The 23056-nt window shown below is 63.2% G+C and carries 20 protein-coding genes and 1 pseudogene; 5 read left to right on the top strand and 16 right to left on the bottom strand.

Annotated elements, in window-relative coordinates; genetic code table 11:
* Window positions 1-75: 75 nt before the first annotated feature.
* The 3 genes and pseudogenes from KUV45_RS03960 to fabA all read right to left on the bottom strand — a co-directional run.
* Window positions 76-633, bottom strand: a pseudogene (locus KUV45_RS03960) (M48 family metalloprotease); the annotation flags it as partial.
* Between the two features lie 441 nt (window positions 634-1074).
* Entirely contained in the window at window positions 1075-2292 is a 1218-nt protein-coding gene (gene fabB, locus KUV45_RS03955) for a beta-ketoacyl-ACP synthase I (RefSeq protein WP_222164138.1), read from the bottom strand.
* A 13-nt stretch (window positions 2293-2305) separates the two neighbouring features.
* Window positions 2306-2821 carry a 3-hydroxyacyl-[acyl-carrier-protein] dehydratase FabA gene (gene fabA / locus KUV45_RS03950; RefSeq protein ID WP_206944160.1) on the bottom strand — a complete coding sequence of 172 codons (516 nt, stop codon included), beginning with the start codon at window positions 2819-2821 and terminating at the stop codon, window positions 2306-2308.
* 224 nt (window positions 2822-3045) lie between these two features.
* Between fabA and KUV45_RS03945 the strand changes: the two genes are divergently transcribed.
* Window positions 3046-4905 (top strand): bifunctional diguanylate cyclase/phosphodiesterase, encoded by a 1860-nt coding sequence (locus KUV45_RS03945; RefSeq protein ID WP_206944158.1) that lies wholly within the window; start codon window positions 3046-3048, stop codon window positions 4903-4905.
* Here the strand turns inward: KUV45_RS03945 and KUV45_RS03940 are convergent.
* The 10 genes from KUV45_RS03940 to KUV45_RS03895 form a co-directional block, all read right to left on the bottom strand.
* A complete protein-coding gene (locus KUV45_RS03940) occupies window positions 4862-5410 on the bottom strand; it encodes a DUF2878 family protein (RefSeq protein WP_222164137.1) in 549 nt (182 codons plus the stop codon). The two genes, KUV45_RS03945 and KUV45_RS03940, sit on opposite strands and share 44 nt — an antisense overlap.
* Window positions 5411-5412: 2 nt before the next feature.
* Entirely contained in the window at window positions 5413-6681 is a 1269-nt protein-coding gene (locus KUV45_RS03935) for a cyclopropane-fatty-acyl-phospholipid synthase family protein (protein ID WP_206944154.1), read from the bottom strand.
* A gap of 86 nt (window positions 6682-6767) precedes the next feature.
* Window positions 6768-7577, bottom strand: coding sequence for a DUF1365 domain-containing protein (locus KUV45_RS03930; protein ID WP_222164136.1), 810 nt, complete (start codon window positions 7575-7577; stop codon window positions 6768-6770).
* Window positions 7574-8905 (bottom strand): NAD(P)/FAD-dependent oxidoreductase, encoded by a 1332-nt coding sequence (locus KUV45_RS03925; RefSeq protein WP_222164135.1) that lies wholly within the window; start codon window positions 8903-8905, stop codon window positions 7574-7576. The genes KUV45_RS03930 and KUV45_RS03925 overlap by 4 nt, the downstream gene beginning before the upstream one ends.
* Complete coding sequence (locus tag KUV45_RS03920) at window positions 8902-9714, bottom strand: SDR family oxidoreductase (RefSeq protein ID WP_222164134.1); 813 nt, start codon at window positions 9712-9714, stop codon at window positions 8902-8904. Before KUV45_RS03920 ends, KUV45_RS03925 begins: the two co-directional genes overlap by 4 nt.
* A 68-nt stretch (window positions 9715-9782) precedes the next feature.
* Window positions 9783-10223, bottom strand: a complete 441-nt coding sequence (locus KUV45_RS03915) for a nuclear transport factor 2 family protein (protein ID WP_222164133.1) — start codon at window positions 10221-10223, stop codon at window positions 9783-9785.
* Between the two features lie 31 nt (window positions 10224-10254).
* Window positions 10255-11682 (bottom strand): deoxyribodipyrimidine photo-lyase, encoded by a 1428-nt coding sequence (phrB, locus tag KUV45_RS03910; RefSeq protein ID WP_222164132.1) that lies wholly within the window; start codon window positions 11680-11682, stop codon window positions 10255-10257.
* 209 nt (window positions 11683-11891) lie between these two features.
* Entirely contained in the window at window positions 11892-12803 is a 912-nt protein-coding gene (locus KUV45_RS03905) for a MerR family transcriptional regulator (RefSeq protein WP_222164131.1), read from the bottom strand.
* Between the two features lie 160 nt (window positions 12804-12963).
* Window positions 12964-13350 (bottom strand): sirohydrochlorin chelatase, encoded by a 387-nt coding sequence (locus KUV45_RS03900; protein WP_206944141.1) that lies wholly within the window; start codon window positions 13348-13350, stop codon window positions 12964-12966.
* Between the two features lie 96 nt (window positions 13351-13446).
* Window positions 13447-14469 (bottom strand): NAD(P)/FAD-dependent oxidoreductase, encoded by a 1023-nt coding sequence (locus KUV45_RS03895; RefSeq protein WP_222164130.1) that lies wholly within the window; start codon window positions 14467-14469, stop codon window positions 13447-13449.
* Between the two features lie 176 nt (window positions 14470-14645).
* Here KUV45_RS03895 and KUV45_RS03890 point away from each other — a divergent pair, with 176 nt between their 5' ends.
* Window positions 14646-15560 carry a TIGR01777 family oxidoreductase gene (locus KUV45_RS03890; RefSeq protein WP_222164129.1) on the top strand — a complete coding sequence of 305 codons (915 nt, stop codon included), beginning with the start codon at window positions 14646-14648 and terminating at the stop codon, window positions 15558-15560.
* Between the two features lie 99 nt (window positions 15561-15659).
* Here the strand turns inward: KUV45_RS03890 and rapA are convergent, their stop codons facing one another.
* On the bottom strand, window positions 15660-18629 hold the full coding sequence (rapA, locus tag KUV45_RS03885; protein ID WP_222164128.1) for an RNA polymerase-associated protein RapA: 2970 nt from the start codon (window positions 18627-18629) through the stop codon (window positions 15660-15662).
* A 292-nt stretch (window positions 18630-18921) separates the two neighbouring features.
* Complete coding sequence (locus KUV45_RS03880; protein ID WP_222164127.1) at window positions 18922-19731, bottom strand: TlpA disulfide reductase family protein; 810 nt, start codon at window positions 19729-19731, stop codon at window positions 18922-18924.
* A gap of 151 nt (window positions 19732-19882) precedes the next feature.
* Between KUV45_RS03880 and KUV45_RS03875 the strand changes: the two genes are divergently transcribed.
* Window positions 19883-20149 (top strand): hypothetical protein, encoded by a 267-nt coding sequence (locus KUV45_RS03875; RefSeq protein WP_206944136.1) that lies wholly within the window; start codon window positions 19883-19885, stop codon window positions 20147-20149.
* Between the two features lie 4 nt (window positions 20150-20153).
* Here the strand turns inward: KUV45_RS03875 and KUV45_RS03870 are convergent, their stop codons facing one another.
* Entirely contained in the window at window positions 20154-20591 is a 438-nt protein-coding gene (locus KUV45_RS03870) for a hypothetical protein (RefSeq protein ID WP_222164126.1), read from the bottom strand.
* Window positions 20592-21066: 475 nt separating this feature from the next.
* Here KUV45_RS03870 and phnC point away from each other — a divergent pair, with 475 nt between their 5' ends.
* Window positions 21067-21921 carry a phosphonate ABC transporter ATP-binding protein gene (gene phnC, locus KUV45_RS03865; RefSeq protein ID WP_222164125.1) on the top strand — a complete coding sequence of 285 codons (855 nt, stop codon included), beginning with the start codon at window positions 21067-21069 and terminating at the stop codon, window positions 21919-21921.
* Between the two features lie 92 nt (window positions 21922-22013).
* Window positions 22014-23039, top strand: coding sequence for a phosphonate ABC transporter substrate-binding protein (gene phnD / locus KUV45_RS03860; RefSeq protein WP_206944132.1), 1026 nt, complete (start codon window positions 22014-22016; stop codon window positions 23037-23039).
* The last annotated feature ends 17 nt before the right edge of the window (window positions 23040-23056 follow it).

Genomic DNA, 23056 nt, shown 5'->3' with positions numbered 1-23056 from the left:
GAGGCCTTGTCGGTTAAGCAGCACCAGTGACGCCGTCAGCGTCGCTGGCCTAGCGTTGGCCAGACGCTCACGGATGTTGTCGGCGCGATCCTTGGAGCCCGGGTGTGACGACATCAGGCGGCTCTCGCCGCCGTCCATGTCGGCGAATTTCTCGAAGCCCGTCAGCAGGCCTTCGCGAGGAATGCCACGATCAGTGAGCAGGTCAAACGAGAAGTTGTCAGCGTCGCTCTCCTGGCTTTGGGAGAACTGCGCGTTGATGAACTTTTCACTCAAATCGCCCAGCTGCGAGCTGGACAGGGCGGCTACCGCACCATTGCCGGATGCCGCCATGGCGTCGCGGGCGATGGAGGTCGCGTAGGCGGTCTGCATGGCCTTCTTGCTGTGGCCTAACGCCACATGGCCAAGCTCATGGCCCAATACCCCCTCGATCTCGTTGTCGGTCATCATGTCCATCAGACCGCTGTAGACGCGCACACAGCCGTTGGCCATGGCCCAGGCATTGATGTCGTCGGTCATGTAGACCTTGTAGCTGACCGGGATGCCGTCGATCTGGTGACCCAGGTTGTCGGCGATGCGCTGCAGACGCTGGGCATACTCGGAGCCGGGAGTGGCGATGGTGGATTCGGCATCCATCTGCTCACAGGCTTGAGCGGACATGGCCTGGATCTCCTCATCGCTGATGGTCGCAGCGTCGAAGCCGGTGAGGCCGGTGCTGATCATGTCGTCCGTGGACATGTTTTCACAGCCAGAGAGGAGGAGACTGCAGCCCAGGGTGGCAACGGTCACAGATAGGGTATGACGGAGATTCATGAGCATCTTCCTTGAGAGAGGCATCCAATGGCGCCGCTGGTGACGCGCTGCAGAAGCCTTGGGGCGGCGCCGACGGAAGGAAGTGTAAACATGGCCCCAGTCGACCGCTCAACCACTCTGGCGATGCCTGTTTGCTGTGAGCTAGTTTGTAGTTAATCGAGCAAAATATAAGAGAAAGTGTGTCCATCCAGCGAAAAAACGGCGCCCAAAGGCGCCGTTTTTTGGCTTCTTGCTATCCGTCGTGATGACGGCTTAGAGGAAGTATCAGTCGCTGTAGCGCTGAAGTACCAGGCAGGCATTGGTGCCGCCAAAGCCGAAGCTGTTGGAGAGCACCCGGTCAAGCTTCACGCCATCGCGGCGCTGAGTGACGATGTCGAAGCCCTGGGCTTCATCGTCCAGATCACTGACATTGGCGGAGGCAGCGATGAAATCATGCTCCATCATCAGCAGCGAGTAGATCGCTTCCTGCACCCCGGTGGCGCCCAGCGAGTGCCCGGTCAGTGACTTGGTGGAGCTCATCGCCGGAGTGCTGTCGCCGAACACTTCGCGCACCGCCTTCAGCTCGGCCACATCCCCTACCGGCGTGGAGGTGCCGTGGGTGTTGATGTAGTCGATGTCGCCATCCACGGTGGCCATGGCCTGGCGCATGCAGCGCACGGCGCCTTCGCCGGAGGGAGCCACCATGTCCTTGCCGTCGGAGGTGGCGCCGTAGCCCACTACCTCGGCATAGATCTTGGCGCCACGGGCCTTGGCGTGTTCGAGCTCCTCGAGTACCAGCATGCCCCCGCCACCGGCGATGACGAAGCCATCGCGAGACTTGTCATAGGGGCGAGAGGCGGTTGCCGGAGCGTCGTTGTAGCTGGTGGACAAGGCGCCCATGGCGTCGAACAGGCACGATAAAGTCCAGTGCTCTTCTTCGCCGCCACCGGCAAAGACCACGTCCTGCTTGCCGAGTTGAATCTGCTCCATCGCTGAGCCGATGCAGTGTGCAGAGGTCGCACAGGCGGAAGAGATGGAATAGTTGACGCCCTTGATCTTGAACGGGGTCGCCAGGCAGGCGGACACAGTGCTGCCCATGGTCCGGGTGACACGGTAAGGACCAACGCGGCGCAGGCCTTTCTCACGCATGACATCGGCGGCTTCCACCTGGTTGGCGCTGGAAGCACCGCCGGAGCCGGCGATCAGGCCGGTACGTTCATTGGAAACCTGCTCCGGGCTGAGGCCAGAGTCTTCGATGGCCTGAGCCATGGAAACATAGGCGTAAGCGGCGGCATCGCCCATGAAGCGGCGCAGCTTGCGGTCCACCAGGGAGTCCAGGTCGATATCGACCACGCCCGCCACCTGGCTGCGGAAGCCGCGCTCGGCGTATTCTTCCTTGAAGCGAATGCCGGATTGGCCGTTCTTGAGTGCCTCGAGTACCTGCTGCCGGTCATTGCCCAGGCAGGACACGATACCCAGGCCGGTGACTACCACTCGTCGCATGGAAGCCTCCTGATCAGAAATTCGCGGTGGAGGTGAACAGGCCGACGCGCAGGTCATTGGCCTGATAGATATCGCGGCCATCGACGGAGACAGTGCCGTCCGCCATGCCCAGAATCAGGCGGCGGGTGATGACGCGCTTGATATTGATGCGATAGGTAACCTTCTGGGCTTCAGGCATGATCTGCCCGCTGAACTTGACCTCACCACAGCCCAGTGCCCGGCCACGTCCGGGATGGCCGAGCCAGCCAAGGTAGAAGCCCACCAGCTGCCACATGGCATCGAGGCCGAGACAGCCAGGCATGACGGGGTCACCCGGGAAATGGCAGTCGAAGAACCACAGGTCGGGGCGGATATCGAGCTCGGCGATCAGTTCGCCCTTTCCGTACTCGCCACCCTCTTCGTAAATGCGCGTGATGCGGTCGAGCATCAGCATGTTGGGGGCCGGCAGCTGGGCATTGCCCGGGCCGAACAGCTCACCGCGGCTGCAAGCCAGCAGTTCATCGCGATCAAAAGAGTGTTGCTTGGTCACTGGAGCGTTCCGAGAGTCGAAGTGATGTACGCCGCGTACGGCAATCTGCCGCCACGCGGCCTGCCTAGTCTACTGTTCGTGGGGGCCGAATGCACCCCGTGGACCTTCGATCATGGTCGTGGTTGCTCGGAAAAGGAATCTTGCACTACAGATTTCCTACTGTCGGCCGATAACGATAGGACAGCAATTTCGCCTGTTCTCTCCAGCGGGAGTCCGTATCGACCATGTGGCCTCGTCTCTCCTTTAACCGCCCGCTGATCTGGCTCGGGCTCTGCGCCATGTCGGCGATTTTATGGCTGCCCAGCGTGTCGTTGCGGCTCGGTGCCGTCGTACTGATGGCGGTGGCGCTGTGGGATGGCTGGCGCCAGATCAAGCTCGAGCAACGCCGCGCGCGGCTGACCGAGCAGGTGATGCGTCAGTCCGGCGAAGCGGTGATGATTACCGACGCTCAGCATCAGATACAGGCGGTCAATCCGGCCTTCACCGAACTATCGGGCTATGAGCTGACAGAGGTTCAGGGGCTGAGCGCCAGCAATCTGGCGGCGGCGCGCCATGACAGCGCCTTCTTTGAACGTTTCTGGCAGGCCTTGACCAGCACAGGTCATTGGGAAGGTGAGCTGTGGCAGCGGCGCAAGGATGGCAATGAGTATCCGATGTGGCTGGAGGTTCAGGTGATCTCCGATGCCCGTGGCCATCCCGAGCACCACATTGCCACCTTCACCGACATATCTCTGCGCAAGGCGCGAGAGCAGGACCTGCGACGCATCGGGCGGGAGGATCCATTGACCGGCCTGCCCAACCGTTTTCGGCTACATGAGCTGCTGTCTTCTCGTCTGCGTCACCTGCGAGCAGGAGAAAGCCTGGACCTGGCCCTCATCGATATTGACGGCTTTCGCGAGATCAACGAGAGCCTGGGCGTCAGTGCCGGAGATCGCCTGCTTGCGCGTTTCGGCAAAAGATTGGCCGGTCATGTGGCCGGCGGCGTGGTCGGTCGACTGGGCGGAGATGAATTCATGGTCCTGCGTACCACCACGTACGATGACCACGAGGGCTGGATCGAGGGATTGAAGGCACACCTGGGGGAGCCATTTCAGATCGACGGAAGCACCCTGCGCCTGGGCATTACCATTGGCAGCTGTCGTGCCCCCGAGGACGGCGACAATGATGGTGTGCTGTTCCAGCGACTGGAGTCCGCGCTGGTCTCCGCGCGGCGACGCGGCGGCAATCTGTGCCTGAGGTTTCGGCCGGCATTGGACGTCAGCGACAGCCCCAACCTGGCGCTGCTCAATGACCTGCGCGAAGCCCTCGCTCAGGGTGGCCAGCTGGAGCTTCACTATCAGCCCCAGCATCGACTGTCCGATGAGGCCATGGTCGGCATGGAAGCCTTGCTTCGCTGGCGCCATCCACGCGATGGGCTGGTGTCACCGGCCGAGTTCATTCCCCTGGCAGAGCGTCACGGCCTCATGGCCCCTCTGGGGGACTGGGTGATCCACCAGGCGCTGACACAGCTCGCCCATTGGCGCTCGCGTGGACTGCCGCTGTTGCCGGTGTGGATCAACATTTCGGCCATGCAGCTGTTCCAGGGGGACCTGGAAAAGACCCTTGCCACGGGACGCGCACGCCACGAAGTCGACTCTCACTGGCTGGGGCTGGAGCTGACCGAGTCAGTGCTGCTGGATGATCGTGGCGGCGACATCGCGCCCAGGCTGGAGCGCTTGAGGGATCTTGGGCATCGTATCGCCATCGATGACTTCGGTACGGGGTATTCGTCGCTGGGGTATCTCAAGGAGCTGCCGCTGGACAAGCTCAAGCTGGACCGAGCCTTCGTCAAGGCTCTGCCCCACGAAACCGCCGACGCCGCCATCGTCGATGCGGTGATGGCCATGGCCAGGGGACTGGGCCTGGAGGTGGTGGCAGAGGGGGTGGAAACCGCCGAACAGCGTGACTATCTGCGGCAGGTTGGATGTGATGAGGTCCAGGGCTACTTCTACGCGCGACCCATGCCGGCTCATGAGCTGGAGGCGCTATGGCGCGAGAGCGTCAGTCAGCCGCTGGAGAGCGGTTCTCGCCAGGCGGTGGCGTGAGGTAGCCACGAGCCGCCGCCAGGCTGACCGTCAGGCAGATCAGCGCCCAGATCACGGCCTGGCTCGGCAGTAGCCACGGGGCTAGCGCTACCCCTGCCAGCTTGGCACCGCCGAAATAGGACAGCGGGGCACTGATGGCTCCTCCCAGCGCTGCCAGCCAGGGACGCGCCCACAGCCAGTAGAGCGAGTGATGAATCAGCATGGCGAAAAGAGGCCACAGCCACAAAAGCCACAGCGCCAGCGGTCCCACCCGGACGTCTTCAGGCGCAAAGCGATAGCCCCCCAGTAGCGCCAGGCTACCGTCGATGGCAAGCCCCGTCAGCCCGAAGATGACCAGCCAGCGCCACTCCCCTGGGCGCGCCATGCAAAGGAGATGAGCCGCGAGCACCACGCCGCCGACGATGCCGCCCACGCCCGCACCGCCGATGACGCAGGCCAGCCAACCCAGCTGGAAGCCAGCCGCATTGAGCGCAAGCCAAGGCCAGGTTGTCCGAGAGCGGGCCAAGATTACGGCCTTCCGAGCCGGGTCGGAGGACGCGCATCGGGCTTGGCCAGCAGCAGGTGACAGGTGCTGATGGTGCGCTCCAGGAAGGCGGCTTCGCAGTAGCACAGGTAGTAGCGCCACATGCGAATGAAGCGCTCGTCATAGCCCAGCCGTGCGACACGATCCAGATTGGCTTCAAAGCGGTGGCGCCACTCGCGCAGGGTGCGAGCATAGTGCATGCCTATATCATCCAGATCGATCAGGTTCAGGGACGTGTGTCGCGTCAGCTGGGTGAGCAGCACGGTCGGTGAAGGCAGGAAACCACCCGGAAAGATATAGCGCTTGATGAAGTCCATTTCCTTGCGCGCTGCCTCGTAGCGCTGGTCCCGTACGGTAATGGCTTGCAACAGCACCAGCCCGCGTGGGGCGAGCAACGTATCGAGTGTCTTCAGGTACAGCGGCAGGTAGTCGGCGCCGACGGCCTCGATCATTTCCACCGAGACGATCCGGTCATAGCGACCGCTCAGTTCCCGGTAGTCCTGTTTCAACAGCGTGACCTGGTCGTCCAGCCCCTCTTCGGCCAGTCGACGCGCCGTATGTTGATACTGTTCCTCGGAGATCGTGGTCGTGGTGACGCGGCAGCCGCGGGTTTTGGCGGCATGAATGGCCAGCCCGCCCCAGCCGGTACCAATCTCGAGAAGGTGGTGATGGGGCTGCACATCCAGCTTGTCGAGCATGACGTCCAGCTTGTGGGTCGAGGCTTCCTCCAGGCTGGCATCCGGGCTTGGGAAGACGGCGCTGGAATACATCCAGTGCTCGCGGTCGAGGAACGTCTCGAACAGGTCGTTGCCGATGTCGTAGTGCGCCGCGATGTTGCGCTTGGCGCCCTTGCGGCTGTTGCGCTGCAGTCGCAGCAGCCCCGACAGCAGGAGTCGGCCAAGGCTGGCGACCCCCCTTTCCACGTCGTCATTGACCTGATCGATGTTGAGGGCGAACAGGCGAATCAATCCGACCAGATCGTCAACGTCCCAATCGCCTTCCATGTAAGCTTCCGCAGCACCCACCGAGCCGCCCATGGCCATACGCTTCCAGGCGCGACTGTGACGCACCACCAGGGTAACGGACAGCTCGCCGTCCTCGCCGAGAAGGTGGCGTTCGTGACCATCGATGAGCGTGATGTGGCCGTGCTTGAGCTTGGCCAAGTGGCCCAGCACGCGAGGCTTCAGCCAACGCGACAGTCTGCCTTCTTCGCTGCTGGCGATAGCGTGGTGCTGTGTTCTCAGGGTGGTCATGTCCTGGACTCCTTGGGCTAACCGAGAGCCGCTTGACGGGGGCGGCGGTGCAGTATCGCTGGCGCTGGACTGGCGTGTGGTCAAGGTCATGACTGACTCTCCCTTGGCTGAGGCGTGGCACCCTCTGCGGGGGGCGGATGATCGTGCAAGGGAACGCCCTTGAGCCACAGCTTGAGCGCCTCCCAATGGATGGCGGCCAGTGTCTTGGTGGCCATCCAGGGCTGGCGTGCCAGCGTCGATATGAGGGCACCGCGCGTAGCAGGCTGGCCTTCCAGGGTGAGCGTGGCATCAAAATGGCGCTGCTCGTCTCGCCAGGTTTCCATGTGCATGAACAGCGCCTCTCCGGGACTGTTGAAGCGCCACTGATAGGTCATGCCCATGGGCAGGAAGGGCGAAACGTGAAGGTCCTTGTCGAACGCCGCGCGATGCGTGTGGCGGCTGCCATCCACTGCGCTGGCGTATCGGGTTCGCTCTCTCCAGGGGGTATTGGTGACCTCTCCCAGCACCGCGCCGAGCCGCTCCTCTCCTGTCTCGTCGGCAGGGTGATAGAGGTAGTAGAGCGATATGGGATTGAAGCTGACCCAGGGCGACGACAGTTGCGTCAGCAGGGTGACGCGTCCCTCTGGGGCGGCTCCCAGACGCTCGCGCACCTCTTCCCTGGCGGCCTCTGCCAGTGACAGTTGCTGGCCTCGGGCGGGCAGGTAGTCTTCCCGGCGGAAACGTGCCAGTGCGGGCCGCCTGGCACTGAAGCCGGGCACACCATCGAACAGTGCGGGGAGCTCATCCAGGTCCAGCAACGCCATCCACACGCGATAGTCGAAGGAGTGCTGGCGAGGCAGAAAGCGGCGATGACGCAGGGTGCCACGATAGATGCGCGAGCGCGGCGTCGTGATCATGACGTCGCCTCCCTGAGACGCTCATGGTCGAGCTCGTCACAGCCCAGCGCCTGGGCCACCCGCAAGGCGCTCCAGACGCCATCTTCATGGAACCCATGACGCCAGTAAGCTCCGCAGAAGTGGGTGCGACCCTTTGTGCCGGAAATCTCGGCGTGGCGAGCCTGGGCCAGTGCACCTGCCTGGGTGAACTGAGGGTGTGCGTAGGTGAAGCGTCCAAGTACCTTGTCGGCGGCGATGCTGTCGCTGTCATTGAGGGTCACACAAAAGGTATGCGGCGCCTCAAGTCGTTGCAGGATGTTCATGGCGTAGGTAACCGAGACGTTCGCGCTGTCGGCGCGGCCATCAAGACGGTAATTCCAGCTGGCCCAGGCGCGTGACCGGCGTGGCAGCAGCCGAGTGTCGGTGTGCAGCACGACCTCGTTGTCTGCATAGGGCAGGGCGGAAAGTATCTCGCGCTCCGCCGGGCTCGGATCCTCCAGTAGTGCCAGGGCCTGGTCCGCATGACAGGCCAGGACCAGCTGGTCGAAGCGCTCTTCGCCGCTGTGCGTGCGGATGACGACGGCATCGGCTTCCCGGCGAATGCCATGGACGGGAGTGGCCAGCCGGATGCTGTCGGCGTAGGGCGCAGTCAGGCGGTCAATATAGGTGCGGGAGCCGCCCTTGATGGTGAACCACTGAGGCCTGTCGTTGATCGATAGCAGCCCATGATGATGAAAGAAACGCAGGAAGAAGCGCGTCGAGAAAGCGCGAATGTCGGCCAGGCTGGCGGACCAGATCGCGCCGCCCATGGGCAGCAAGTAGTGGCGCTGGAAGTCTTCACTAAAGCCTTCGCGGTCCAGGTAGTCGCCTAGCGGCAGCAGCAGCGGGTCAGGATCTGCATTTGCGTCATGGTTGGCAAGGTCATGAATCGCCTGGCGGTTGAAGCGCACTATCTGTCCCAGCAACCGGTAGAACGAGGGTCTCAGCAGGTTTCGGCGCTGGGCGAAAAGCGAGGCCAAGGTGTGGCCGTTGTATTCGAAGTCGACGTCAGTGCGATGCACCGAAAAGCTCATTTCGGTGGGCTGGTAGACAACGTCGAGATGATCGAGCAGGCGCTGGAAGTGGGGGTAGGTCCTGTCGTTAAAGACGATGAATCCGGTGTCGATGGCGTAATCTTGACCGTCCACCTCGACATCGACGGTAGCCGTGTGGCCGCCCAGGCGATCCGCTGCTTCAAACAGGGTGACCTGGTGACGGGCACTCAGGTAGCGGGCCGCTGATAGCCCGCTGATGCCGCCACCAATCACTGCAATACGTTGTGCGTGTGGCCCGGGTTCAGGTCGGGTCATCCGTCGTTCTCCTGCTGTGAAGACATCTCGGTATCGTGTTCGCGTCGCACCAGCCGCTTGCCGATCGCGACCCTCAGGCGCAGGGGCATGACGCCCAGCAGCTTGACCAGGTAGGTAAAGCGGCGAGGGAAGTGAATGTCTCGGCGGCGCGCCGAGAGTCCCTCGAGAATGGCCTTCGCGGCCTTTTCCGGGGTCACGGCCATGGGCATGGGGAAGTCGTTGCGCTCGGTCAGTGGGGTCTTGACGAAGCCAGGGTGAATGACGCTGACATCAATCTGCTGATGGGCCAGGTCGAGGCGCAATGATTCGCAGAAGTAGGTGAGCGCCGCCTTGGAGGCGCCGTAGGCTTCGGCCCTGGGCAGGGGAAGATAGGCCGAGGCGCTGGAGGTGACGGCGATCAGCGGGCGTGAACCTTGGTCGCGGGCCTGATGCAGCAGCGGCAGCGCCGCTTCCAGTGCGTGAATGGTGCCAAAGAAGTTGGGATCGAAATTGTCTCTTACCAGCGAGGTATCGACGCGACCGCCGTCCAGGTAGACGCAGGTGCCGGCATTGAAGATCACCATGTCGAGGCCATCGAAGGCATCAGCGATGACGGCTGCTGCGTCCTTCATCGCCTGCAGGTCGGTGACGTCTGCGGGCACCAGCAGTGCGTTGTCGCGCTGGCCGGCCAACGTTTCAAGGCCTGAGCGGCTGCGGGAGGTCAGTGCCACCCGGTGGCCATCGTCCAGCAGGCGCTGTGCCAGCGCTTCGCCGATGCCTGAAGTGGCACCGGTGAGCCATATGCGCTGTGGGTTGGGGTCGCGAGCCATGTCATCCTCACTGTTGCTGGTACCAGATGCTGCTGACTGCCAGCTACGTGGGATGGCTGGTCAGGGTTTCAACCTGCCGCGATACGCTTGATTCGGCGAACCAGCATTCCCAGTAGGGGCAGGCGTTCGTACAGCAGTGCTCCGGCGTCGAAATAGTCCTGATGGCGAATCACCTTGCCGCCTTCGCCGGAGGCAAAGGTCAGCGCCGAGCAGCCCTCCACGGCGATAGGTTTCCCCCGTGCCAGACGCCGATGCTGCAGTGCCATGGTCCAGGTCACGAACCCATGTTGTGCCTCACGCACAGCATGCCTGAAGTCGAACTGGCACGTGATCACGTTGGCATACATGGCATCGAAATCAGCCTTCAGGTTGTTGATGCCGTTGACCCGGTGGAGCGGGTCGATGAACACGATGTCATCAGAATATATACTGTATAGCTTTTCTGTACAGGTTTTGTCCAGCTTATTAAAGGTGTCGCAGAAGGCTGCCAGCTGCGGGTCGTCGATCATCGTGGTCTCCCTGTCGGTGCTCGCGTCTGCCCTAGTCATCCTTGGACAATGACTTGAAGGCCTCGAGCGCTCGTTCGCGAGCCGCCTTGTGCTCGACAATCGGTCGAGGATAGTCGTTGCTGCTGAGGAGATCCGAGGATGGGGCGTGGCGCTGGCGTGCCGGGAGGTCAGCCAGCTCCGGCAGCCAGTGGGCAATGAAGTTGCCGTCGGGGTCGAAGCGTTCGGATTGGGTCGTGGGGTTGAAGATGCGGAAGTACGGGGCGGCATCGGTGCCCGTCGAAGCAGCCCACTGCCAGCCTCCGTTGTTGGCCGCAAACTCCCCGTCGACCAGGTGTTCGAGGAAGAAGCGCTCGCCGCGGCGCCAGTCGATCAGCAGGTGCTTGGTGAGAAACATGGCGGTCACCATGCGCAATCGGTTGTGCATCCACCCGGTCGAGACCAGCTGGCGCATGGCGGCGTCGACCAGAGGGTAGCCGGTACGCCCTTCACACCAGGCGGCGAAATCATCGTCGGCGTCGCGCCACTTAAGGGCTTCTGTATGACGTTGGAAGGCGCGGTATCGACAGACCCTGGGGAAGCCCACGGCCACATGCTGGTAGAACTCGCGCCAGATCAGCTCGCTGACCCAGGTCGTCAGGCCCTTGTCGCCATCGCTCAGGCTGCCGTCATTGATCGAGATGACGGCCTGCATGCACTGGCGCCAGGAGATCATGCCCATGGCCAGGTAAGGAGACAGCTCGCTGGTGCCTCGCTTGGCCGGGAAGTCGCGGTCCTCCTTGTAGCGTTTCCCAGGGCTGCTGATGGATCCGCTCAGGAAGGCCGATAGACGGTCCGCGGCAGCCTCTTCTCCTGCCGGCCACCGGCGGCCATCGACCGCCTTGTCATCGTAGCGAGTGCGCTGACGGGCTGTTGCTGACACTTCCACCGGTGATTGCTTGGCAGGCGCGTCCAGCACCTCGAGGCGTTCGCTGCTGATGGCCTTGTGCCAGGCTTTCGAGAAGGGGGTAAACACGCCATAGTAGTCGCCCTTGCCGGTGAGCAGCTCGCCTGGGCTGAAGGCCACTGCATCGCGGAAGGCACGCACCTCCAGGTCGCTGTTGTCGCTAGCCTCCAGTAACGCCTGGTCACGTTGCCATTCGTCCAGCGGGTACTCGCGATTGAAGTACAGCGCATCTGCGCCGAGCTCGTCGGCCAGGCGCATCAGCGCCTCGGGCGCTTCCTTGAAGGTGGGCGTGTCGAGCTGGATCAGCGGGATATTGCGCTGTGCCAGGGATTCTCCCAGTGCTTCGACACCGCGCGCGATGAAGTCGAGCTTGTTGTCTCCATGTCCGTGTTCGCGCCATTGCTCCTGGGCGTGAAGAAATACCGCGATGACGGGACCCCGCTGGCTGGCATGGAACAGGGCGGTATTGTCGTGGACTCTCAGGTCCGTTCGGAACCAGACCAGGGTGACAGGCATGGAGTGGCCTCCTCGTGTTGAAGGATCGGTCATGGAGGGTTGGGCGTCGGCAGACGATGGCTGGCCGGACGTTGGAGCACTAGCGAGGAGGTCTGGCGAGAAGCGTTGGGCGGCGCTTCTCGCCTACAAAGGGGCGCCCTCGGTATTGATGGATCGGTATTGATGGACCGGTGCTGATGATCCGGTGTTGATGGACCAGTACTGTTGGATCAGTGCTGGCGGATCAGCGGCCTCAAACGATCAAGCGCCATGGGAATGTCGTCACCCAGCACCTCAATCTCGCTATCCTGCAATTCCGCGGCCCTGATGCGCGCAACGGGACCACACAATGCCAGCGTGGTATCGAGCTGCTCGGCCAGGCGCGGCAGCAGTCGGCGCACCACGTCTGCACGCTCTGCCTTGCCGCTGCACAGCACCACTGCGCCAGGACGCAGGCGCTCGAGAGCCAGGGGCAAGTCGGTGAAGGGGAGAGGATCATCCATCAGCACAATGCGATAGCCCCTCTCGCTGGCGGCCAGCGCCATCATCAGCGTCCATAGCGCGCCATCATCGTCAGGCAAGGTATCCAGCAGCAGAGTGGGGCCTCGGGCGATTCGGTTGGCGTGAAACAGCCGAATGCCGATACGGGTGCGCAGGAAGCTCTCCAGTGTGCGTCGCTGCAGCGCGGCACCCAGCTGCCCCTCCCAGCGCTCTTCGAGTTCCAGGACCACCGGCTGCCATAGCTCGGTCAGGCAGGTACCGACCGGATACAGCGCCAGTGCCTGCTGATAGAGGCTGTCCAGGTGGTCCATGTCCAACGCGTCTACCGCACTCAGTACCTGCCGGCGTTGACTTGGCCAGTCGCCTGCCGCGGTGGGGGCAGGTTCGGCCGGCTCGGGTTGCGCCAGCAGGTCCTTGACCTGACTGACGGGCACGCCGCGATTCAGCCATTGCAGGATGCGCTCGACCCGCTCAATGTCCTCGCGGGCGTACAAGCGGTGCCCCTTGGGCGTGCGACGGGGTTCTATCAACCCATACCGTCGCTCCCAGGCGCGCAGGGTCACCGAATTGACCCCGGTTAACCGCGAGACTTCGCGGATGGGGTAGAGAGGAGATTCGGTGGGGGGCGCCGTATGACTCATGGGGGCCTCGATGCGTGTCCTGTTGCGAAGTAAAAGCGCGAAAGCGCCGTGTCCTTTGAACCTGCTGGATCAAATCGACGGTACAGCCAGTGCCGAGCTGTACAGACGGTACAAAGTGTACAACAGCTTTACTGCTTTTCGCTCACGCTGTTTGCATGTGTTACTGGTCCGCGTCGAGCGATTCCCCGACCTGATCCGCGACCGCACTGGCCAGCGCTTCGACGAAGGCCGGGTGTTCGCCAACCGGTGGAAGCAGTGTCAGCGACAGCTGATCGTGCTCCGCCTTCAGGGCGTCGATCTGCGCGGGCACATCCTTGCGCAGATGGCGGCCAGCGGCGAAGAACAACGGCAATACTTCGATCTGGTGAATGCCGCCCTCGCTCAGTTCCGCCACGGTGGCTTCCAGGGATGGCTCGCACAGCTCCATGTAGGCCAGCCGGATGGGCGTTCCCAGACGTGGCACCAGCGCATCGCGGAATTGCTCGAATGGGGCTCGCCACTTGGGGTCGCTGGATCCGTGTGCGAGAAGTATCAGGGCGTATGACATGAACGGATTCCTGTTAAAAAGCGATGATCGCGTGGTATCTGCCGGTGAGCAGCGTGCCGAAAATGTTGCGGTATCCCGCTTCGGTTCGCCACCCGTTCATGGCGCGCCCACCAGCGATACGAGGCGTTCGGCGGCATGGCTGCCGGACAGCCAGGCATCTTCGATGCGCCCGCCTCGGCAGCCATCACCGGCCAGTACCAGGCCGCTGTCGCCGATGCGGTGGTCCTCCTCACCGAGGCAGTTGACTGCGTTGGCGTAGCGCCAGCGATGGGCACCCCCCAGGGTGCTATCGGGCAGTGTGGTTGCCGCTGGCAGTCTATCGGTGAAGGCGTCGAGCAGTCGCTGGGCGATCGATGATGCGTCATCTTCGAGATGCTGTTGGCTCCAGCGCTGGGTGGCTAGCAGGACCACGGTTTCTGCCGCTTCATCTCTGCCGGGTTTGGTGTTGTGGCGAATCGCCAGGCGTATGGGGCCTTCGTCGAAACGGGCCACCGGCCAGCCTGGGTCCACCCCGGGAAGAGATAGCGGTGCGTCGAACGTGACCCAGGCACTCCAGCAGGGCTGCATGTCGATCTCCGAGCATGCGGCGGCCAGCGCCGGATCATGAGGTCGCAGCAGCGGCGTTGCCTGGGGAGCCGGCGCGGTCACGACCACGTGATCGAAGGGGCCATGGAGATCCTGATGGTGATCCTCCAGCCACCAGCCATCTAAGCGTTCGTGCAATTGGGTGATGCGGGTGGAGGGGATCACCTCTTCCCCCGTCGCCAGGTGTCGAGTCAGGGCGCTCATGCGTGGGGTGCCGCAGTAGCGAGTTTCGTCGTCCTGGTGCGGGCGCCATTGGCGCTCGTGGTCGACGCAGTACAGCATGCTGGGCCAAGGGGCCACGATGTCAGCCTCACGCCAAGTGTCGACAGCGGCCTGGAAGTCGGGATGTCGCGCCGTGAAGTGCTGAGCGCCTAGGTCCAGAGACTGTTCACCTTGTCGCCTGGAACCTGCACGGCCACCTGGACCGCGTCCCTTGTCGAAAAGGACGGCGCGGTGACCCAGTGCTGTCAGCCGATTGGCACAGGCTAGCCCGCTGATGCCTGCTCCAACGATGGCAACTTGTCGTCGCATCATGTCCGACTCCCAAGCTCGGCGTGTCGTGATATGACCTAAGCGTACAAATGATGTACAACTTGAGTCAAATAAACTTCTCGACCAGCTGTGAGCGCAACGTCTAGGCTGATGAGAAGCGCAGGTGCGCAGCCGTCAGCGCTGATCGCACATCTTTGAGGGATCAACGAGAGGTGTCCATGCGAGTATTGATCACGGGTGGCAGTGGCTTTGTCGGGCAACGTCTATGTCGCCGGCTGGTCGACAATGGCCATCGGGTGCAGGTGGTGTCGCGCGCGCCAGCCAAGGCGGCCAAGGCCTTGCCAGAGGGCGTCGATGTGCGCAGCAGTGCCTTGGACTTCGTCGACAAGCCCCCTGCTGCGCTGGTCAATCTGGCCGGTGAGCCGATTGCGGACAAGCGCTGGAGCGATAGCCAGAAAGAGCGGCTCATTGACTCTCGGGTGAACGCCACCAAGGAGCTGGTGATGTTGTGCGAGCAACTGTCCCAGACCGCAAGCGCTCCGCAGGTACTGGTCAGTGGCTCGGCCATGGGCTACTACGGTGATCAGGGCGGGGGCGATGACGCTGCGCCAGTGACCGAGCAGACGACACCCCATGATGAATTCGTCCATCGCTTGTGCCAGCGCTGGGAGGATGCGGCAAGGGGGGTAGAGGCCTATGGGGTACGCCTGGCCATCCTGCGAACTGGCCTGGTGCTGGATCAGGGTGGGGGCATGCTCAAGAAGCTACTGCCGCCCTTCAAGCTCGGGCTGGGCGGACGGCTGGGCAAGGGGGATCAATACATGCCGTGGATCCACCGCGAGGACTTGGTGGAGATGCTGCTGTGGTTGATCGAAAAGCCCCATCTGTCGGGTCCCTTCAATGGCAGTGCGCCGCAGCCGGTGACCAATCGTGAGTTTACCCGGGCCATCGGTCGGCATCTCAAGCGCCCAACGCCCTTTCCGGTTCCGGCGCTGGTGCTTGAGACGTTACTCGGAGAGATGTCCAGGTTGCTGCTGACGGGCGCGCGGATGGTGCCTCAGCGCTTTGAGGAGGAGGGCTTCACCTTTCGCTACCCGACCTTGGATCAAGCGCTGGAGGATATCCTCGCCTGATACCACCAGGCCCCGACCATGCGGTTAGGGGCCCGGTGGCCCTGGCAGGCCTGCCAGGGAGGCGCTGGTGCATTCTCGAGCGCCGTGGTGCCCGCCGGGTCAGCGGGTGTCGTCGTCGATGGTCACAATCACGCGTACCGCGTCGAGCCTTAACCGGGTGCCTTCGATGGCCTGATCCAACGCCTGACGTTCCTCACGCAGGGCGGTGATTTCATCCTCGCGCACCGATGGATTGCGTCGTGCCAGGGCTTCCAGTCGCGTCAGCTCGTTGTCCAGACGCTGACGCATGCGTACCTGGGCGGCTTCGACGATCGTCGGCAGCTCGCGCTGGGCCTCGGCTTCGGCGCTGTCGAGCAGGTCTCTCAGCTGGTCGTGGCGGCTCTTGATCAGGTCTCGAGCCACGGCTTTCTTGACCTTCTTCAGGTTCTTCGACAGACCCGTGAAGGACACCTTGTCGGTCAGGTTGGCGCCTGATTCGTCAAGCAGCACCCGCACGGCGGTGGGGGGCAGGAAGCGGTTGAGGTGCAGTCGCTTGGGGGCCGGACAGTGGGTGCGGAAGACCAGCTCCGCCATCAGCCTGCCCGCCGGAATCGCCGGGTGCTTGAGCAGTGCCAGGGCGGTGTTGCCCATGGCGCCGTCGAGGATGCGCCCCATCATTTCGCGCACCAGAGGGTGCTCCCACGACAGTCGTTGGACGTCGTCCCTGGCCAGAGCCCGCGAGCGGGAAGTGGTCACGGTAAAGCCTTCTTCCCCCTTCACCAGCCCAGGTAGGCCATCCAGCATATGAGGCCCGGGGGTCAGCAGCGTCAGATCGTTGCCCAGTTCCTTGCTGTCGACGCCGAAGATGTCCAGCGCCTGATCGAGGTAGCGCGGCAACGCACGGTCTTCATCGAGCTCGACAATCGCTTCGCGCACGGCTTCGACCCGCTCCGGGCGACAGGCGTTGAGCTCCAGCAAGCGGTTGCGGCCCGCATCACGCTCTGCCAGCTTGGCGTCGAACAGCGCGCGTGTCTCAGTGATGACGTCGTCCAGAGCCTCGTCATCCAGCAGGCTTTCGGCCAGGTCATCGCCGAAGGCATCGAACAGCTCATTGCCAAGTCCGTGGGGCGCGCTGAAGGCATCCATGCCCTCCTGGTACCAGCGCAGCAGCTTTTCGCCGGGGCTACCCTCGAACACGGGGACATGAATCTCGATGGCGTGGCGCTGGCCAATACGGTCGAGGCGACCGATGCGCTGTTCGAGCTGATCCGGGTGCAGTGGCAGGTCGAACATCACCAGGTGACGGCAGAACTGGAAGTTGCGGCCTTCAGAGCCGATTTCCGAGCAGACCAGCACCTGGCAGCCGTCTTCATCGTCGGCAAAGGCGGCGGCGGCGCGGTCGCGCTCCACCAGCGACAGATCTTCGTGAAACACCGGAGCCTGGACACCGCCGAGCACTCGCAGGCCATCGGACAGCCCCTGCGCGGTTTCGCGATCATGGGCAATCACCAGCACCTTGTCATCGCCCATCTCGGTCAGGCGTTCCAGCAGCCAGGTCACGCGTGGGTCGAACTGCCACCAGGGCTCTGCGTTGAGCGGATCCTCGCTCAGTGCGCTGTACATGCCATCCAGGTAGATCATCACTTCGGGATGATCGAGCCCGGTCTCGATCAGCAGCTCGTCCAGATAGTCTTCATCGCGGCCAAGACGGCGCAGCACGCGACGGTAGGAGGACGGCAGCTCAAGCTTATCCACGTGCAGGCGGCGCTCGGGGAATCCACCCACATGGCGGCGGCTGTTGCGGAACATCACCCGCCCCGTGCCGTGCCGGTCGAGCAGTTGGTCACGTAGCTGGGCGCTCGCCAGCTCGCGCTGTTCGCTGCTGCTTTCGGGGTTGGATAGCGTCGCCAGCAGGGCCTGGCTGTCGCTGTCATCGGCGACGGCCCCGATCGCGTCGCGGGCACTGGCATCCAGGGCGTGCTCCGAGCTGCCGGCAAGTGCGTCGATGGCTTGGGCCACGGCGACATAGCCTTGTTCTTCGGCGCGGAAGGCGTCGAGATCGGAATAGCGGTCACGGTCCAACAGCCGGAGGCGTGCGAAGTGGCTGGCCAGTCCCATTTGCTCCGGAGTAGCGGTCAGCAGCAGCACGCCCTCGGTGGCATCGGCCAGACGCTCGACGCAGGCGTAGCCCGGGCCGACCTCCGGCTCGCTCCCCTCGTCCTGTTGGTCCTGGTCATGCCACTCAAGGTGATGTGCTTCGTCGACGATCAACAGGTCCCACTGGCAGGCTTCCGCCTGGCTCTGGCGGTGAGGGTTGGCAAACAGCCAATCCTGGCTTGCCAGTACCAGCTGGCCAGCATCGAAGGGATTGCTGTCACCGTGGGCCTGGCTCTGCTGTTCGTCGAGCAGGGTCACCGATAGCGAGAAGCGGCGCAGCAGCTCCACCAGCCACTGATGGGTCAGGCTCGCCGGCACCAGGATCAGCGCGCGCTCGACCCGGCCAGTCAGCAGCAGGCGGTGCAGAATCAGCCCAGCCTCGATGGTCTTGCCCAGCCCCACCTCATCGGCCAGCAGCACGCGTGGCGCCTGGCGGGAGGAGATCTCGTCGGCAATGTAGAGCTGATGCGGAATCAGGTCGATGCGCGGCCCGGCCAGGCCGAGTGCCGGATTCTGCTCCACCCGGTGGTGGTGGTGCAGGGTACGAAAACGCAGGTCGAACCAGTCGTTGCGATCGACCTGGCCGGTCAGCAGGCGGTCACGGGCCTGGTCGAACTGCATGCTGTCGGCCAGACGGGCCTCCGGCAGCTCGCACAGCTCGCCAGCGTCGTCCTCGCCGATGTAGACGATCAGTCCATCGATTTCCTTGGTATCGTCCACCGTCATCTGCCAGCCCTCGGCAGACTGGATGCGGTCGCCGCTGCCGAAGGCGACGCGGGTCAAGGGCGCGAGACGGGTACTGTAGGTGCGGGTTTCCTGGCTGGCGCCGAAGAGCACGGTGACGCTGCGCGCGTCGCAATTCAGGATAGTGCCCAGGCCGAGTTCGGCCTCGCCGTCGCTGATCCAGCGCTGGCCGGGAGAGAAGTCGCTCATGATGCCTCGGGAGATGCGTCGTTACGGTTCGTGGTCGCGGGCCGGGCCCGCCGCCGACAGGGCGCGGTATCTTACAGCAATCTTCAGTCTGGCTTAAGCGCGATTGTCGCGCCGGGGATGACTTTGCAGAGTCGTCGCAGGCCGATCCCGTGACGCGGGGGAGCAAAGCGGCGATTCTGCAGACGACGTGAAGAAGGCGACAGGAGATGGGCGGGCCGAGGCGGGGTGGCCGCCTCGGTCCTGAGACTGCGGGTGCGTTTCACCTGCAGTATAAGAAGAGCGTGGCAGCTGCTCAGCGATTCAGCCAGTCATCCAGCAGGGGCAGCGTCAGCTCCCCCACATGGCGTTCGAGGAGCTTGCCATCGGCACTGAACAGCAGGGTCGTCGGCAGGCCAGGGGATTGGCTTGCTGCCAGCAGCTGTTGACGCGGGTCGAGCAGCGCGTAGCGGAAGTCGAGGTCGGCCTGATCCAGATAGCGGGTGACCTGAAGGAGCGGCTCGCCCTGATTGGCCATGATCACGGTGACATCATCGCGCTGATCGATCTCGGCCAGCAGCGGCATCTCCCGCCGGCATGGGGGGCACCAGGTCGCCCATAGGTTGATGATCATGGGCTTGCCGGCAGCGTCGCCCGTCAGCGTACGCAAGGCGATAGGCGCTCCGTCGACATCTTCCAGGGTCAGCTCTGGCACCTGCTGCGGAGCAGGGCTGGCGGACAGCGGGGCCCAGCTGACCAGCGCCAGCCAGCCAAGTGTCGCCAGCAGGGTCAGGCCTTGGGCGCCCAGCAGAGCGGCCATGCGATCACGCAGCGCCCACAGGGTCCAGAGGGCCGCGGCAGCCAGCCCCCACACGGCACTATACCCAGGCAGCCACAGGCTCACGATATCGAGCCAGTCGTCCCGATACGCCTCCCAGTGCATCACCACATGGCCGAGACGAGCACCGAACAACCAGGCCAGCATCAGGCCGTTGAACCAGCGACCATGACGGCGGCGTGGAAGCCCCAGCAGAAAGGCGCTGGCCGCGAGCAGCAGCAGGGTGATGGCGAGTGCGTAGAGCCGGGGCAGGCTCACTAGCACCGGACCAATGGCGATGGCATCCATGGCGGGGAAGGCTCCGTTGATCAACGCGAGGGCACGAAAAGTCGATAGCGAGCAGGTACACTGGGCGAACCCGATTCGGCAAGGCTACTGCGCTCGTCGGGCGCTGTCATCTTGCGTCAGGCCGCCAGTCCCTCATTTATCAGGATGCGTGATGCCCTCACCCAAGACCTTCGACCCTCTGCGCGCGCTGGCCATCAGTAGTCAGGCGCTGGGTTTCATCATGATCTTCGTGCTCGGCTCGACCCTGGAGTCACCGCGGCCGTGGCAAGGCCTGACGTTGCTGCTCATGCTGGTTGTGGCGCTGGCTGTGGCCGTGGCGCGACGCTATCGCAACAATCGGGTGCAGAAGCAGCGTGATGAGCGCCGCAAACGCCTGTTGCAGGACGATGATGAGGCGCTGGATGAGGGTTTCGACTGACGGATCACCGGCACGGAGTATCGCGCTGGGTGCGGGCTAAGGTGACATGCCGGCACGCGCTGGGGTCGATGGCGGTCAGCCTCAGCCAATGGCCTTCCGGAAGCCGGCACAGCACGACTCGGAAGGCGCATTGGGGCGAGGCGCTGTCGGGCGCATCCCAGCTTCTCACCCACCCGCAGGCGTCTCCGCATTGCTCCAGGCGCTGGCGCAGCCTGGGAAAGTCCGCTGCACTGACCTCCAGATTAATGGTGCGCGGTGGGGTCGGCGTCGTGCTGGCAAGTAGCATCAGCACGTGAGTCGTGTCCCCACCGCCTAGCTCCAGAGTGACGCCTGTGGCGCTCACCACCAATGGCCGCAGTTCCAGCACCTGTTCGAAGAAACGATGCATGGTGGCCAGGTCGGTGACTTCCAGCGCGCTGGGTTCCAGGCTCAGATGCTGCATAGGCTGTCTCGCATAGGGACGTTACCTTTTACAGGGACGTTACCTTTCACAGGGACGCTGCCTCTCTTAGGTGCGCTGTCTGTCAGTCTGGTCGCGGTTGCCAGAACTTTCCCTTTGAACCTGCCAATCATGCCCATGGCCTGGCGCTATCCCGGGTATCCCTTGCTCCTGTCAGGCCACCTTCGGCGGGTATCCGATCGCCTGAACAGCACGCCAGCTCATCGCTGCACCGCCGTGAGTCGTCGCCTCAAGCGAACACGGACAGCGCTCGAGCGGAATATGGCTGTGCGGTGGCATTTGCGTTACAGCACAGTGACGCCAATATTTAATGTCCTGTTTTTTAAAATAATTGTCTGAAAAGGCCTGGGCTGACGTCGATGCGTCCGGGTGAATTTGTCACATCAATGACATTGTCTAGACAACATGCCTTAACCTGCCGCCTGCAGACTGATGCCATTCCAAGAGGAGAGGCATCATGTCCATCCCCACCATCGTCGTCGAGCGACTCAACAAGACGTTCGGCCATCGCCAAGTGCTCGAGGACGTCAGTTTCGAGATCACCCCAGGCGACATCGTTGCCCTGATCGGTCCCTCCGGTTCCGGCAAGTCGACATTGATGCGCCACCTGGTCGGATTGACCTGCTGTAACCGACATACCGGCGGTCGGGTGAGCCTGCTGGGCCGTGAGGTACAGGCCAGTGGCCGGATCAAGCGTGCCAGTCGTGGCCAGCGCTGCCGTGTTGGCTACATCTTCCAGCAGTTCAACCTGGTCAATCGCCTGAGTGTGCTGACCAATGTGCTGATCGGGCAGCTGGGGCGCATGCCTCGCCTGCGCGCGCTCAGCGGGCGCTTCAGTCAGGAAGAGAAGCAGCGGGCGCTTGAGTGCCTCGCCCGGGTCGGCCTGGAGGGCATGGCCTATCAGCGCGCCAATACGCTCTCCGGTGGCCAGCAGCAGCGCGTGGCGATCGCGCGGGTATTGATGCAGGACGCCGACGTGATTCTCGCCGACGAGCCCATTGCATCGCTGGATCCGCGAAGTGCCCGTGAAGTGATGGAGATTCTTCAGCGAATTCATGCCGAGGACGGTCGTACTGTCGTCATCACCCTGCATCAAGTCGACATCGCCCGGCGTTACTGTCATCGCGCCATCGCGCTCAAGGATGGTCGGCTGTATTTCGACGGCAAGACCACTGAGCTGACCGATGCGCGCCTCAGCACCCTGTACGAAAACGCCGGGCTCGATGAGCTTCGTTCCGGCGCCCAGCCCGACCTGCCATCGCCGACCCGAGAGCCGGCCCATGCCCAGCCCGCGGTGGCGGCGCATGTCTAGTTCGGACGGCTGACGGCAATCCAACGTGATACCGACAACGACTGCATCACCTCTCATCTAGAACACCCCCTGCACCCCCCCAGGAGATACCCATGCTTTTTGCTAATGTTCGCCGCCTGTCGCTGCCGCTGATGGCAGGTCTTGGTCTTGCTGCCGTCACTCAGCTGGCGGCCGCCGATACCCTCAAGTTCGGCATTATCTCCACCGAAGCGAGCCAGAACCTGGCACCGCTGTGGGACCCCTTCCTCGAGGACATGTCCGAGCAGGTAGGGATGGAGGTCGAGCCGTTCTTCGCCACTGACTACGCTGCGGTGATCCAGGCCATGCGATTTGGCCAGATTGACCTGGCCTGGTACGGCAACAAGGCGGCCATGGAGGCGGTGGACCGTGCAGGAGGCGAGATCTTCGCCCAGACCGTGGCCGCTGACGGCTCCCCCGGCTACTGGAGCTTGATGATCGCCCACCAGGATAGCGACCTGCATGACGTCGACGACGTGCTGTCCAATGCCTCCGATCTGGTGTTCGGCAACGGTGATCCCAATTCCACCTCCGGCTTCCTGGTACCGGGCTACTACGTCTTTGCCAAGAATGGCGTCGACGCCGCTACCGCCTTCAAGCGCACGCTCAATTCCAGTCATGAGACCAACGCACTGGCCGTGGCCAACAAGCAGGTCGACGTGGCCACCTTCAACACTGAAGGCATGCAGCGTCTGGAAGTGACGGCGCCCGACAAGGCCGAGCAGCTGCGGGTGATCTGGAAGTCACCGCTGATCCCGTCCGACCCGCTGGTGTGGCGTAGCGATCTGGATGAGGCCACCAAGGACACCCTGCGTGAGTTCTTCATGAGCTATGGCGACGATGCCGACGAGCAGGCCATCCTCGAGCCGCTGCAATGGGCCGAATTCGTCGCTTCCAGCAATGATCAGCTGCTGCCGATCCGTCAGTTGGCCCTGTTCAAGGAGCGTTCTGAAGTGGCCAAGGATGACAGCCTGAGTGAAGGGGACCGCGAGGCCCGTCTGGCCGAGATCGATGGCCAACTCGATGACCTTGATACGCGCATGAAGGCCATCCAGGCGGCCGAGGCAATGCCCGAAGACGCCGCCGCCAACGCAGGTTGATGGTTCGCCGGGCCGTC

This window comes from Halomonas sp. DP3Y7-2 (assembly GCF_019800795.1).
Lineage (GTDB): Bacteria > Pseudomonadota > Gammaproteobacteria > Pseudomonadales > Halomonadaceae > Halomonas > Halomonas litopenaei_A.
Note: the sequence above shows the minus strand (reverse complement) of the source record. Positions and strands in the feature narration are given on the sequence as shown.

Coding starts and splice junctions, on each gene's coding strand:
- fabB (WP_222164138.1), bottom strand. CDS start 2,292: ATGCGACGAGTGGTAGTCACCGGCCTGGGTATCGTGTCCTGCCTGGGC.
- KUV45_RS03945 (WP_206944158.1), top strand. CDS start 3,046: ATGTGGCCTCGTCTCTCCTTTAACCGCCCGCTGATCTGGCTCGGGCTC.
- KUV45_RS03935 (WP_206944154.1), bottom strand. CDS start 6,681: ATGACCACCCTGAGAACACAGCACCACGCTATCGCCAGCAGCGAAGAA.
- KUV45_RS03930 (WP_222164136.1), bottom strand. CDS start 7,577: ATGATCACGACGCCGCGCTCGCGCATCTATCGTGGCACCCTGCGTCAT.
- KUV45_RS03925 (WP_222164135.1), bottom strand. CDS start 8,905: ATGACCCGACCTGAACCCGGGCCACACGCACAACGTATTGCAGTGATT.
- KUV45_RS03920 (WP_222164134.1), bottom strand. CDS start 9,714: ATGGCTCGCGACCCCAACCCACAGCGCATATGGCTCACCGGTGCCACT.
- KUV45_RS03915 (WP_222164133.1), bottom strand. CDS start 10,223: ATGATCGACGACCCGCAGCTGGCAGCCTTCTGCGACACCTTTAATAAG.
- phrB (WP_222164132.1), bottom strand. CDS start 11,682: ATGCCTGTCACCCTGGTCTGGTTCCGAACGGACCTGAGAGTCCACGAC.
- KUV45_RS03905 (WP_222164131.1), bottom strand. CDS start 12,803: ATGAGTCATACGGCGCCCCCCACCGAATCTCCTCTCTACCCCATCCGC.
- KUV45_RS03900 (WP_206944141.1), bottom strand. CDS start 13,350: ATGTCATACGCCCTGATACTTCTCGCACACGGATCCAGCGACCCCAAG.
- KUV45_RS03895 (WP_222164130.1), bottom strand. CDS start 14,469: ATGATGCGACGACAAGTTGCCATCGTTGGAGCAGGCATCAGCGGGCTA.
- KUV45_RS03890 (WP_222164129.1), top strand. CDS start 14,646: ATGCGAGTATTGATCACGGGTGGCAGTGGCTTTGTCGGGCAACGTCTA.
- rapA (WP_222164128.1), bottom strand. CDS start 18,629: ATGAGCGACTTCTCTCCCGGCCAGCGCTGGATCAGCGACGGCGAGGCC.
- KUV45_RS03880 (WP_222164127.1), bottom strand. CDS start 19,731: ATGGATGCCATCGCCATTGGTCCGGTGCTAGTGAGCCTGCCCCGGCTC.
- KUV45_RS03875 (WP_206944136.1), top strand. CDS start 19,883: ATGCCCTCACCCAAGACCTTCGACCCTCTGCGCGCGCTGGCCATCAGT.
- KUV45_RS03870 (WP_222164126.1), bottom strand. CDS start 20,591: ATGCAGCATCTGAGCCTGGAACCCAGCGCGCTGGAAGTCACCGACCTG.
- phnC (WP_222164125.1), top strand. CDS start 21,067: ATGTCCATCCCCACCATCGTCGTCGAGCGACTCAACAAGACGTTCGGC.
- phnD (WP_206944132.1), top strand. CDS start 22,014: ATGCTTTTTGCTAATGTTCGCCGCCTGTCGCTGCCGCTGATGGCAGGT.